Annotated in this window: 10 protein-coding genes; 9 read left to right on the top strand and 1 reads right to left on the bottom strand. The window is 38.5% G+C overall.

The window, feature by feature from the left end; all coding sequences use genetic code 11:
* Window positions 1–120 precede the first annotated feature (120 nt).
* The 5 genes from accD (at window position 121) to BM000_RS15270 (ending at window position 5844) form a co-directional block, all read left to right on the top strand.
* Window positions 121–981, top strand: a complete 861-nt coding sequence (gene accD / locus BM000_RS15250; RefSeq protein WP_091500040.1) for an acetyl-CoA carboxylase, carboxyltransferase subunit beta — start codon at window positions 121–123, stop codon at window positions 979–981.
* 2 nt (window positions 982–983) lie between these two features.
* Window positions 984–1937, top strand: a complete 954-nt coding sequence (accA, locus tag BM000_RS15255) for an acetyl-CoA carboxylase carboxyl transferase subunit alpha (RefSeq protein WP_091500041.1) — start codon at window positions 984–986, stop codon at window positions 1935–1937.
* A gap of 194 nt (window positions 1938–2131) precedes the next feature.
* Complete coding sequence (gene pfkA / locus BM000_RS15260; RefSeq protein WP_091500042.1) at window positions 2132–3091, top strand: 6-phosphofructokinase; 960 nt, start codon at window positions 2132–2134, stop codon at window positions 3089–3091.
* A 52-nt stretch (window positions 3092–3143) separates the two neighbouring features.
* Window positions 3144–4907 carry a pyruvate kinase gene (pyk, locus tag BM000_RS15265; protein ID WP_091500043.1) on the top strand — a complete coding sequence of 588 codons (1764 nt, stop codon included), beginning with the start codon at window positions 3144–3146 and terminating at the stop codon, window positions 4905–4907.
* Between the two features lie 541 nt (window positions 4908–5448).
* Complete coding sequence (locus BM000_RS15270) at window positions 5449–5844, top strand: FxsA family protein (protein ID WP_091500045.1); 396 nt, start codon at window positions 5449–5451, stop codon at window positions 5842–5844.
* 1 nt (window position 5845) lies between these two features.
* Here BM000_RS15270 and ytvI read toward each other — a convergent pair whose 3' ends face one another.
* Window positions 5846–6955 (bottom strand): sporulation integral membrane protein YtvI, encoded by a 1110-nt coding sequence (ytvI, locus tag BM000_RS15275; protein WP_091500046.1) that lies wholly within the window; start codon window positions 6953–6955, stop codon window positions 5846–5848.
* A 629-nt stretch (window positions 6956–7584) separates the two neighbouring features.
* On the opposite strand from ytvI, the gene citZ reads away from it, so the two are divergent.
* The 4 genes from citZ to pnpS all read left to right on the top strand — a co-directional run bounded on the left by citZ (window position 7585) and on the right by pnpS (window position 12419).
* Window positions 7585–8700 (top strand): citrate synthase, encoded by a 1116-nt coding sequence (gene citZ / locus BM000_RS15280; RefSeq protein ID WP_091500048.1) that lies wholly within the window; start codon window positions 7585–7587, stop codon window positions 8698–8700.
* 43 nt (window positions 8701–8743) lie between these two features.
* Entirely contained in the window at window positions 8744–10015 is a 1272-nt protein-coding gene (gene icd / locus BM000_RS15285) for an NADP-dependent isocitrate dehydrogenase (protein ID WP_091500049.1), read from the top strand.
* Between the two features lie 341 nt (window positions 10016–10356).
* The gene (locus BM000_RS15290) at window positions 10357–11052 is read left to right on the top strand and encodes a response regulator transcription factor (RefSeq protein ID WP_091500051.1); all 696 of its coding nucleotides are present in this window, start codon (window positions 10357–10359) and stop codon (window positions 11050–11052) included.
* Entirely contained in the window at window positions 11049–12419 is a 1371-nt protein-coding gene (pnpS, locus tag BM000_RS15295; RefSeq protein ID WP_091500053.1) for a two-component system histidine kinase PnpS, read from the top strand. The genes BM000_RS15290 and pnpS overlap by 4 nt, the downstream gene beginning before the upstream one ends.
* The last annotated feature ends 172 nt before the right edge of the window (window positions 12420–12591 follow it).

Here is a 12591-nt window from a genome sequence, read left to right on the forward strand (position 1 = left end):
TAAAAATGAACAGCGTGTTGCAGATGGAAGTTTTGACTGATTTTTATTAGAGATTGCAATTATTAATGTGTATCAGTGCGTAAATTCATATGAGACTGATTAAAGCAAGGGGGAGAATCGATGCAAATTAAAGGTATTTTTTCAAAGAAGAGAAAGTATGCAGCGATACCAACAGAAAAAGCAAAGCATGAAATTCCAGAAGGCTTAGTTGTTAAATGTACCAAATGCTCGAAAATTTTCTATGAGAAGGAATGGACGAATCATTTAAATGTCTGTCCGTCCTGTGGAGAGCACCATAAAATGACAGCTTATCAGCGAATTGATTCGCTCGTTGATCAGGATAGCTTTGAAGAGTGGGATCAATCATTTGAATCTGCCAACCCATTAAACTTCCCTGACTATGAAAATAAAATTAAGCAGGATCAAGAAAAAACTGGTCTAAAGGATGCCGTCGTTTCTGGAAAAGCATTTATTAACGGACACGCGACAGCTCTAGTGGTAATGGATCCGCGTTTTCGGATGGCCAGTATGGGTGCTGTTGTTGGAGAGAAAATTACGAGAGCTCTTGAGCAAGCTAGAGTTGAACAGCTTCCGATTATTGTTTTTACCGCATCTGGGGGAGCACGAATGCAAGAAGGGATGATCAGCTTAATGCAGATGGCTAAGACATCAATGGCAGTTGATCGCTTTAGCCGTGCAGGTGGATGCATGATCGTCGTGATGACCAATCCCACTACAGGTGGGGTTACAGCGAGCTTTGCTTCAATTGGGGATTACCATTTTGCCGAAACGGGTGCATTAATTGGCTTTGCTGGTCGCAGAATTATTGAGCAAACGATTCGCGAAAAGCTGCCAACGGATTTCCAAACAGCAGAATTTCAGTTAGAGCAAGGTCAGGTTGATCGCGTCGTTAAACGCTCTGAATTAAAAAAACTGTTAAGCTCAGTACTAGACCTTCATGATCATAGGGAGGCACAATAGAAATGAAGCACGTACTTGAATTTGAGAAGCCAATTATAGAGTTAAAAGATAAGATAAAGGAATTAAAGGAGATGACAGCTGCAAGTGAGCTAAATTTAACCTCCGAAATCGCGACACTAGAATCACGTTTAGAAAAGCTTGAAAAAGAAATATACGGCAACCTGAAGCCTTGGGATCGTGTGCAAATTGCTCGTCATCCTGATCGGCCAACCACACTTGATTATATCGATCATTTATTCACTGATTTTATTGAATTACATGGAGACCGACTGTTCAGAGATGACCCTGCCATTGTAACAGGTATTGCAAAATATAAGGGCCAGCCCGTTACAATTGTTGGCCATCAGCGAGGGAAAAATACGAAAGACAATTTATATCGTAATTTTGCCAGCCCGCACCCAGAAGGTTACCGTAAGGCATTACGACAAATGAAGCTAGCGGAGAAGTTTAAGCGACCAATTATCTCTTTTATTGATACGAAGGGAGCACACCCAGGTAAGGGTGCTGAAGAGCGTGGTCAGGGTGAGGCAATTGCGCGAAACTTAATGGAGATGGCTAGTCTAGCTGTACCGAGTGTGGCGGTTGTGATTGGTGAAGGTGGAAGTGGTGGCGCCTTAGGCATTGGGTTAAGTGATCATGTCCATATGCTCGAAAACGCGACCTACTCGGTTATTTCACCAGAGGGCGCGGCTAGTATTCTATGGAAGGATGCAACCAAGGCAAGGGATGCAGCACAGTCACTTAAAATTACATCTCACGATTTAAAAGCATTGCAAATTATTGATGGAATTGTACCAGAGCCACGTGGTGGGGCGCATCGCAATTTATCTATGCAAGTGGCCTATTTAGATGTTTATTTAGAAAAATCACTAAACTATTTAAGCAAGCAATCTTCAGAAAGTTTGATTGAAAACAGATGGAATAAGTATAAGAATATCGGTGAAATTATCCAATAATAGCTCTATTTCACTTTGTAAGGTAATGAAAAAGCACTAATTAATTAAATTATTTTATTTTTCACCCCTAAAAGACAGATTTAGGGGTGAGTTTTTGGGTCCTTTCATGTATAATCTTAAGTGAAATTATTTTAGGATATATTTCTAGCATAAAGGTTAGCTTACTAACGAGACATAACGATTGAGGTGAAACAATGAAAAAGATAGGTGTTCTAACAAGCGGTGGAGATGCGCCCGGTATGAATGCTGCTGTTCGAGCAGTTGTTCGTAAAGGGATTTATCATGGTCTTGACGTTTTCGGGATCTATAATGGATATCAAGGTTTAATGGAAGGGAAGATTGAGAAGCTTGAAGTTGGCTCGGTTGGCGATATTATTCAACGGGGTGGAACAAAGCTTTTTTCGGCACGTTCGGAGGCGTTTAAAACTGATGAAGGTCAACAACGTGGTATTGAGCAATTAAAGAAGTTCGGTATCGAGGGCCTAGTTGTTATTGGTGGTGATGGTTCTTTTCAGGGAGCTGCTAAGCTAACTGCAAAAGGGTTTCCGTGTATTGGTGTTCCAGGTACAATTGATAACGACATACCCGGCACAGATTTTACAATTGGATTTGACACTGCACTGAATACAATTATTGAGGCCGTGGATAAAATAAGAGATACTGCTACTTCTCATGAGCGTACATACGTGATCGAGGTTATGGGTCGCGATGCGGGTGATTTGGCATTATGGGCAGGACTTGCTAATGGTGCTGAAACAGTGGTTATTCCTGAAAAGGACGAGCCTTTTGCTGCTGTTGTTGACCGACTAAAGCGTGGTCATGAGCGTGGTAAAAAGCACAGTATAATTATTCTTGCCGAAGGTGTTGGTAATGGTATTGACTATGGTAAGAAGATTGAAGAAGCAACGCAATTCGAAACCCGTGTAACTGTGTTAGGTCATATCCAAAGAGGTGGTCGACCAACAGGATTTGACAGGGTGTTAGCTAGTCGTTTAGCTGGAAAAGCCGTTGACTTGTTACGAGAGGGTAAAGCGGGTAAAATGGTTGGTATTCAAAACAATCAACTTGTTTATCATGATATTATTGAAGTGTTAAAGGAATCACATCAATTAGACATGAGCCTATATCAATTGATGGAAGAGCTGTCTATCTAATTTTTTATTTAATAGATAATGTTGTTTAAATTATGAAGGAGGAAATAAACAAATGAGAAGAACTAAAATTGTTTGTACGATTGGACCTGCATCAGAATCAGTAGAAAAGCTAGAGCAACTAATTGAGGCGGGAATGAATGTTGCACGTCTTAACTTTTCACATGGCGATTTTGAAGAGCATGGCCAGCGTATTAAAAATATTCGTGAGGCTTCAGAGCGACTAGGAAAAACAGTAGCGATTTTACTTGATACAAAAGGACCAGAGATCCGTACAGGTACGATGCTAGATGGCAAGGTAGATATCGTTAAAGGTCAAATGATTAATATCTCAATGGATGAGACTGTGTTAGGAACAAGTGAGAAATTTGCTGTTACATATCCACAACTTATCGAAGATGTTTCAGCAGGTTCAAAGATTTTACTTGATGATGGTTTAATTGAATTAGAAGTTGTTGAAGTCCTTTCAGATGCGAAAGAACTGAAAACGAAAGCATTAAACTCAGGTGAATTAAAAAATAAAAAAGGTGTTAACGTGCCAAACGTGAGTGTAAACCTACCTGGGATGACTGAAAAAGACGCTGCTGACATTTTATTCGGAATTGAGCAAGGTGTTGATTTTGTTGCACCTTCATTTATCCGTCGTGCAGCTGATGTGTTAAGTATTCGTGAACACTTAGATAACAATGGTGGTAAAGATATTAACATCATCCCTAAAATTGAGAATCAAGAAGGTGTAGACAACCTTGATGCGATTATTCAAGTATCTGATGGTTTGATGGTAGCGCGCGGGGACTTAGGTGTTGAAATTCCGCCAGAGGATGTGCCTGTTGTTCAAAAAGACATGATTCAGAAATGTAATATTGCTGCTAAACCAGTTATTACTGCAACGCAAATGCTTGATTCAATGCAACGTAATCCTCGTCCAACACGTGCTGAGGCTTCAGACGTTGCTAACGCAATTTTTGATGGTTCAGATGCCATTATGCTTTCAGGTGAGACTGCAGCAGGTGACTATCCAGTTGAGGCCGTTAAAACGATGCATAATATTGCCTTAAAAACAGAATCAGTACTTGATCACAAAACAATTTTAGATTTACGTTCAAAAATAAGTGAAATGACAATGACTGATGCAATTAGTCAATCTGTTAATCACACTGCTATGAATTTAGATGTTGATGCTATCCTTACACCAACTGTAAGTGGTCACACAGCACGGATGATTGCTAAGTATCGTCCAAAAGCACCAATTATTGCGGTAACATTTGATGCGAAAATTAGCAGAAGACTTGCTTTAACATGGGGTGTTCGGGCGATTGACGGTCAATATGCTTATACCACTGACGAGGTACTTGATCTAGCTATCGAACGTGGCTTGTCAACCAACTGTTTCAAGCGTGGTGATCGTGTAATTATTACTGCTGGTGTACCAGTAGGAGAACGTGGTACGACAAACATGATGAAAGTTCATATTATTGGCGATGTTTTAACACACGGGCAAGGTGTCGGTAAAGGGAGTACAATTGGTCGTGCCGTCTTTGCTAAAAATGCTGACGAAGCAAATGAAAAAGTTAAAGCTGGTGATGTACTTGTAACATTAGGTACAGATAAAGATATGATGCCTGCACTAGAAAAAGTTAGTGGTGTGATTACCGTTGAAGGTGGGTTAACTTCACACGCTGCTGTTGTTGGACTTGATCTTGCTATTCCGGTTATTGTTGGTGTAGATGATGCCATGTCGGTTATTGAAGAAGGACAAGAAGTAACGATTGATGCTAAAAAAGGTGATGTATACGCTGGAAGAGCGAGTATCCTATAAAGATAATTACGCGTCTGGGACATAACTAAATAGTAAAACTGGGTATCCGAACATTCTGACTAAGCGCAGGTAAAATACGTGGACTCCAGTGGGCACAACTACCTGACCTACATCTTGTCAGCCTAAGCTGTGCCCGCTGAAAGTGAAGTGTATTACCGAAGCGCTATATGGTTCAGACATAATGTTCGGATTTTCTTTGTCTAATCTTTTTATATATGAATTCAACTTTCGTACTCTGAAAACAGTCATGAAGCCTTAGACATGTTTGGGAGAGTTGCTATGCAATCCCCGTATTGACTTTCTTATCAATTCGGCGCACTATGTCGTTCCGAAAAGCAATGGATTCACTTAATCCTTCGTCCACCCTTCAGCGAGCTTAGCCGAGCACGAATATATTGATGTGAAATTTGCGATATAAATACATAGACCCTAACTAGGTAAATGAACTAGCAATTTCTTTTAACAGTCGCTATGTTCTGGTAAAATTAATGCATAACGTTGGAGAGGAAATTTACTAAAATTAGAAGGAAGGTAATTTGATATGACAAAGTGGCTAACATTTCTACTATTTTTACTGCCAGCACTTGAAATAGTTTTATTCATATGGCTGGGCTCTCATGTGGGAGCGTTACCCGTTCTAGCATTAATAATTTTCACCAGTCTAATAGGGGCAACGCTCGCTAAGCAACAGGGGATCGGTGTATTAGCTAATGTACAGGCTAGTATGAGACAAAGGCAATTACCAGGAGAAGCCATTCTTGATGGTTTAAGTGTACTTTTAGGTGGTCTATTGTTGCTAATACCAGGTTTTATTACAGATTTAATCGGACTTTTGCTCCTCATACCGATCACGCGAAGACCATTAAAGGGCTGGATTAAGGCGCTGTTCACAAACACCATTAATAATGGGCGTGTCATATTTTTTAAACGCTTTTAAGTTAAGTTTGAAATGTCCCAGTTAAGATATAGTGATAGAATTTATGAATAATCCCACTAGCGCGTAAAGATTGTAAGGTAATTAAAATAAAAGGGGTTGACAAAATACCGAGCACTCCAAATAAAGAATAACAGCTATAGCCAATTAAAATGACAATTAAGCTATTTAAGCCCATTTCTTTTGCCAGTAATTTGGGTTCTAAAAATTGTCGCATAATAACGGCAATTCCGTACAAAACGATTAATAAAATGGCAAATTGGTAGTGCCCAACCACCATTTTATAAATCAGCCACGGCCATAAAACTAATCCTATCCCAATAAAAGGAATTAAATCAAGAAAGCCAATTAATAAAGCCAAACCAAAGCTATTGCTAATTTGCAAAATTAAGAAACCAATGAACAGAATACATGCTGTTACAAATGATACGATTGATTGTGCTCTAATATAATGCTGGATATTCTTAATAAAATGCAGGGAAAGATCTTGGCTTAAAATTTGTACTTTCACTGGTATGAACTGCCTGAGCTTTGACTGATATCTAGGCCAATCTCGACTTAACAAAAATACAGCAATCATGACAATTAGTGATGTTGACGTTAATTGAATGGTCTGTGAAAGTAAGGGTAGAAGTAAATCTGTTAGCTGTTTACTTGTATCAATTAGAAAAGAAGTAAGTTGATCAATAAGCCCATCGAACAAGTTTGTTAAATTAATATTGTAAATGCGCATCGTATTTTCAATAGAGAAATGTAAGCGTTCTGTTGTGTATTGGATAAAATGCTTACTTTGCCCTGCTAACCGTTCAGCAAACTCTGGGAACTTCGTTAAGGCACCTAAAAGACCGTCTACAAGATATGCAATTATAAAGCTTGATCCGACAATGATAGAAGATAAGCTGATTAAAAATGTAAGAATTGTTGCAGTTAAACGAGAACAGTGCCATTTTAGTTCAAGTAAACGAATCGGCTTTTGAAAAAGCGAACTTAAGACAACAATTATAACAAGTGGCAATAATTTAACGAGAATGAAGTAGATAATTATAATAAAAACGGATACGCCTATTAACGCAATCATAAGTCGACCTATTCTTTTTCTAGTTTCAACGTTCAATGCTGTTCACCTACTTGTCCTCACCTCTAATTATACTTAAATTTATGATTAGCTTGGTGATGATATGCACTGAAGTTTTCTAAAATGAGTGTTTTGTGGTAATATGAAAAGTAATGGCGATAAACGTTGACGAGTGCGAATAGCTGTTTCTGTCAAACGACACTGCTTTAATTGTTCAAATTAGATTGCGGTTAATCGAACTGGATTGATTAGCGTAGCTACCAATAACGGGTCAGGCGTTCAACTGTTAAAATTAGACAAAATGTTATTTCCTTTTATTTAAGAAAGGGGAATGACTATAGAGGAGAGGTCACCATTAGCCTACTTTAATCACAGCCGATCAAATTGGTTTAAAAGAACTGAGTGGCAGTATGACAACTTACTACGGTTGGATTACGTTGTCATCTCGCAGTGATCGCTAAAATGGCTTAGGTTTACTACTCAATGACTGACAGTTAACAACTGCTCTGGTCATGGGGATAATTATAATGGTTGTGTTATTACCTCGTGTTATGGTTGGAGAATTATTGGGGCAGGAATTGCCTATATAATGATGTGTATTGTTACTGTTTTTTATCGGTGGATGAAGACTTAACTAACAAGTATACAGACAAAGGGGAGTGTGCTATATGTCAACATCAAAAGGCTTAGAAGGTGTAATTGTTGCTGAGACAGATATTACATCAATTGTTAATGATCAATTAACCTACGTTGGCTACGAGATAGACGAGCTTACTAATCAGGCAAGCTTTGAAGAAATAATTTATTTGCTTTGGCACAAGCAATTACCAAATCAAGAACAATTAGATCAGCTGAAGAAGCAATTGTATGACGAGATGAAGTTGTCAGATAGCATTCTTGATCAGATTAAACAGATGAACGTAAAAGATGCACATCCGATGTCAATACTGAGGACAGCAATTTCCTTATTAGGGGTTTATGATGCTGAAGTGGATGATTTAAGTGAGGAAGCAAATTTAAGAAAAGCTATTCGATTACAAGCCGGAGTTGCCACAATTATTACTTCATTTTCCCGCCTCAGACAAGGTAAACAACCAATTAAGCCAAAATTAGAGTATAGTTATGCGGAAAACTTCTTACATATGTTAAAGGGTGAAGATGTTGATCCCTTAGAGGCTGAGGCTTTTAATAAAGCACTTGTTTTACATGCTGATCATGAGTTAAACGCTTCTACGTTTACTGCGCGAGTCTGTGTTGCCACTTTATCAGATTTATATTCAGGTATTACCTCGGCAATTGGTGCTTTAAAAGGGCCGTTGCATGGTGGCGCTAACGAGCAGGTTATTAAGATGCTCATGGAGATTGGTGAGGTTAATCGGGCAGTTCCTTATATTAAAGAGAAGATTGTCAACAAAGAAAAGATTATGGGCATGGGCCATCGGGTATACAAAACTGGAGACCCTAGAGCTAAGCATTTAAAAGAAATGTCAAAGAAACTTACAGCAAAAGCTGGTGAAGAGAAGTGGTACCAGATTTCTGTCGCAATTGAGGATTATATTAAAGAAGAGAAAGGTCTACCAGCAAATGTCGATTTCTATTCTGCATCTGTCTATCACTGCATGGGTATTGACCATGACTTGTTTACACCGATCTTTGCAATGAGCAGAACTTCAGGCTGGGTTGCCCATATGCTTGAGCAATATCGAAACAATCGAATTATTCGTCCACGAGCTGAATATATCGGGCCGACTAGTCAAGTTTTTAAGCCTATTTCAGAGCGCTAGGAATAATAGTTAAACATTTTTTTATAACAGGAGGAATTCAACGATGTCTAAAGCTGAAAAGATTACAGTAGAGAATGGTAAGGTAAAGACACCTGACTTTGCAATTATCCCTTTTATTGAAGGTGATGGAACAGGTCCAGATATTTGGTCGGCAGCAAGTCGAGTGCTGGAAGCGGCCGTAGAGAAAGCATACAATGGTACAAAAGGTATTGTTTGGAAAGAAGTTTTGGCTGGTGAAAAAGCATTTAATCAGACGGGAGAATGGCTACCAGAAGAGACGTTAGCTGTCATTAGAGATTATAAAATTGCGATAAAGGGGCCATTAACAACGCCAATCGGTGGTGGTATTCGCTCGTTAAATGTTGCGCTTCGTCAAAAGCTAGACTTATTTACTTGTTTACGCCCAGTTCGTTATTTTGATGGTGTTCCTTCGCCAGTAAAACGCCCTGAAGATACAGATATGGTTATTTTCAGAGAAAATACTGAAGATATTTATGCTGGAATTGAATGGGAAAACGGTTCTGCTGAAGTGAAAAAAGTGATTAAGTTTTTAGAGGAAGAGATGGGTGTTGCCAATATCCGCTTCCCAGAAACATCAGGTATCGGTGTTAAGCCGGTTTCGGAAGAAGGAACAAAGCGGATTGTTCGTGCTGCAATAGATTACGCGATTAAAGAAGGACGTAAAAGTGTTACCCTTGTTCATAAAGGTAACATTATGAAATTTACTGAAGGTGCTTTTAAAAATTGGGGTTATGAATTAGCGGAGCAAGAATACGGTGAACAAGTATTTACTTGGGCTGAGTATGACAAAATTGCTGAATTAGAGGGACGAGCTGTTGCTGATGAAGCACAACAAGCTGCCGAAGAAGCAGGTAAAATCATTATTAAGGATGCAATTGCCGATATCTTCTTGCAACAAATCTTAACTAGACCAAAGGAATTTGATGTGGTTGCGACAATGAATTTAAATGGTGACTATATTTCAGATGCGTTAGCCGCTCAGGTTGGTGGAATTGGTATTGCTCCTGGCGCTAACATTAATTATGAAACTGGTCATGCCATTTTCGAAGCTACTCATGGAACTGCACCTAAATATGCTGGATTAGATAAAGTAAATCCTTCATCTGTCATTCTCTCAGGTGTACTTATGCTTGAGCACTTGGGCTGGAAGGAAGCTGCCGATCTGGTAACGAAAGCAATGGATCAGACAATCGGATCCAAAGTTGTTACCTATGATTTTGCGCGTTTAATGGATGGAGCTACTGAAGTTAAAGCTTCTGAATTTGCTGATGCGTTAATTAACAATATGAATTAATCGTTACATGCTGGGACATAACTAAATATTAATACTGGGTATCCGAACATTCTGACTAAGCAAAGTGTTTTGTCGAGGCGCTACATGCTTTCAGAGATAATGTTCGGATTTTCCTTATTTAATTCCTTTTTTGTCCCAGTCCCTTTTTAAAATAAAACGATAAGCGGATGGGGGCATAACAAAACCTTGCACGACTTAGTTGAAAAAGTTAGTATGTTCTAAGAAAATTTACATAAAATTAACTTTGTAAACAAAAATTAACGCGTTTGTAGTGGTTTTCTATTCACAACTAATCGGTGGCATTGTATGATTAAGCTAACGTGGTTAAAGGGGGACTTAGCATGAATAAACATATTCTAATTGTTGATGATGAAGAGTCTATAGTAACGTTACTCCAATACAATATCGAAAAGGCAGGCTTTCATACAACAGTTGCGCACACAGGAACAGATGGCTTATCAATTGCATCTGAGAAAGCTTTTGACCTTATTATTCTAGATTTAATGCTTCCGGGAATGGAAGGGACTGAGGTTTGTAAACAGCTTCGTCAGCAAAAAATTGATACACCTATTCTCATGCTTACAGCAAAGGATGATGAGTTTGATAAGATTTTAGGGCTAGAGCTGGGTGCTGATGACTATTTAACTAAACCATTTAGTCCTAAAGAAGTAGTCGCTCGAATTAAAGCAATTCTGCGGCGTACCAATAAAAAAGAAGACGCAGCTCCAGCTCAATTAGCGATTGGTAACCTGGTCATCTATCCTGAACAATATGAAGCGACAATGAACGATAAGTTACTGTCGTTTACACGAAAGGAATTTGAGCTATTGCTTTATTTAGCTAAGCATAAAGGTAAGGTCCTATCACGAGATCAATTGTTAAGTGCAGTGTGGAATTATGATTTTTCAGGTGATACGCGCATTGTCGATGTCCATGTTAGTCATCTTAGAGAGAAGATTGAACCAGATACGAAACAACCTGCATATATTAAAACAATTCGAGGTCTAGGTTACAAAATGGAAGGACCCGCCCGATGAATCGTCCAAAAAGCCAGCTGTTCTTGGTCTATACCATTATAGTGGCATTATTGTTTCTCGCTCTATTATCATTGATTGTGCCATTATCAAATGGTAGCGACCGGATAATGATCATTGTTGTCTTAATTGGTGCTTTTGCAATTGTAGAAATTATCCTATATCAAATCTACTTAAACTATATTGCGCCCGTTAAACTCATTAATGTGATCATGAAGGAGCTTGTTAAAGGAAATTATAAAGTCAGAGCATTTGAAAGCTATCATCATGATAGTGGGAAGCTGGCAAAGTCAGTTAATCAGCTCGCTAGAAATCTGCAAGACTTAAATAGACAAGAGAAAATGCAAAGTAGGCAGCTAAATACTGTCATTGACAATATGGAAAGCGGCATTATGTTAATTGACGAACAGGGTTATGTACACTTAGTTAATCGAAAGTTTACCGATCAGTTTGGTAAGCAGTCTGAGGATTATTATGGCCGGATTTATTATGAGGTGCTTGATCAAGCAAAGATTTATCAAACAGTTCAGGAGGCCTTTCTTTACGAACAAAGCGTTAAAGCATCCATTACATTAAATAATGGTGATCAAAAAACATATATTGAAGTTGTTGGCGCACCCTTTTTTAATGAAGAAAAAGATTTACGAGGTATTGTCCTTGTCTTCCATGATATTACTGATTTAAAACGAGTTGAGCAGATGCGTAAGGATTTCGTAGCAAATGTTTCGCATGAATTAAAAACGCCAATTACGTCAATAAAAGGCTTTGCTGAAACGATGCTAGATGATGATGTTGATCAGAACATCCAAACAAGATTTTTAAAGATTATTTATAATGAAAGTGATCGACTTCAAAGCTTAATCCATGATCTGCTTGAATTATCAAAGCTGGAGAAAGATGAGCTCAAACTAAAGTTTACCAATATTAAAGTGGTTGATTTAATTGAAGAATGTATTGATATCGTTAGTGGTCAGGCCGATAAGAAATCAATTACCATAACCTTCGAACAGAACAACCGGCCGCAAATTACCGGTGATGAAGCACGGATAAAACAGGTCATCCTTAATTTACTATTTAATGCTATTAATTACACAGGTGGGTTCGGCATCATTAACATTGCCTTACAATATGAGAAGCAGTGGTTACGTGTTGAAGTGAGGGATAATGGAATTGGAATTCCAGGTGAAGCACAGGCACGGATCTTTGAAAGATTTTATCGGGTTGATAAGGCAAGAAGTCGTAATACTGGTGGCACTGGACTTGGCCTTGCAATTGTGAAGCACATTGTAGAGGCACACCATGGTTTTATTGAAGTTGAAAGTGAATTAAATAAAGGTACGGCATTTTACGTCTACCTGCCAGTTAATTAAGCGCTAAGGGAAGAACTGATCATTTTTGATCGGTTCTTCCTGTTTTATTAAAAAAACAGACAACTATACTCACGAAAGTGATATGCTCCCCTATAAGTAGACAGATAAAAAAATAAAAAATCTGGCTGCTTATGGGGGAGTATTTATTATGTCCAAAAGATCTTATTCCGCA

This window comes from Amphibacillus marinus (assembly GCF_900110345.1).
Taxonomy (GTDB): domain Bacteria; phylum Bacillota; class Bacilli; order Bacillales; family Amphibacillaceae; genus Amphibacillus_D; species Amphibacillus_D marinus.

Coding starts and splice junctions, on each gene's coding strand:
- BM000_RS15290 (WP_091500051.1), top strand. CDS start 10,357: ATGAATAAACATATTCTAATTGTTGATGATGAAGAGTCTATAGTAACG.
- pyk (WP_091500043.1), top strand. CDS start 3,144: ATGAGAAGAACTAAAATTGTTTGTACGATTGGACCTGCATCAGAATCA.
- accA (WP_091500041.1), top strand. CDS start 984: ATGAAGCACGTACTTGAATTTGAGAAGCCAATTATAGAGTTAAAAGAT.
- pnpS (WP_091500053.1), top strand. CDS start 11,049: ATGAATCGTCCAAAAAGCCAGCTGTTCTTGGTCTATACCATTATAGTG.
- citZ (WP_091500048.1), top strand. CDS start 7,585: ATGTCAACATCAAAAGGCTTAGAAGGTGTAATTGTTGCTGAGACAGAT.
- accD (WP_091500040.1), top strand. CDS start 121: ATGCAAATTAAAGGTATTTTTTCAAAGAAGAGAAAGTATGCAGCGATA.
- pfkA (WP_091500042.1), top strand. CDS start 2,132: ATGAAAAAGATAGGTGTTCTAACAAGCGGTGGAGATGCGCCCGGTATG.
- icd (WP_091500049.1), top strand. CDS start 8,744: ATGTCTAAAGCTGAAAAGATTACAGTAGAGAATGGTAAGGTAAAGACA.
- BM000_RS15270 (WP_091500045.1), top strand. CDS start 5,449: ATGACAAAGTGGCTAACATTTCTACTATTTTTACTGCCAGCACTTGAA.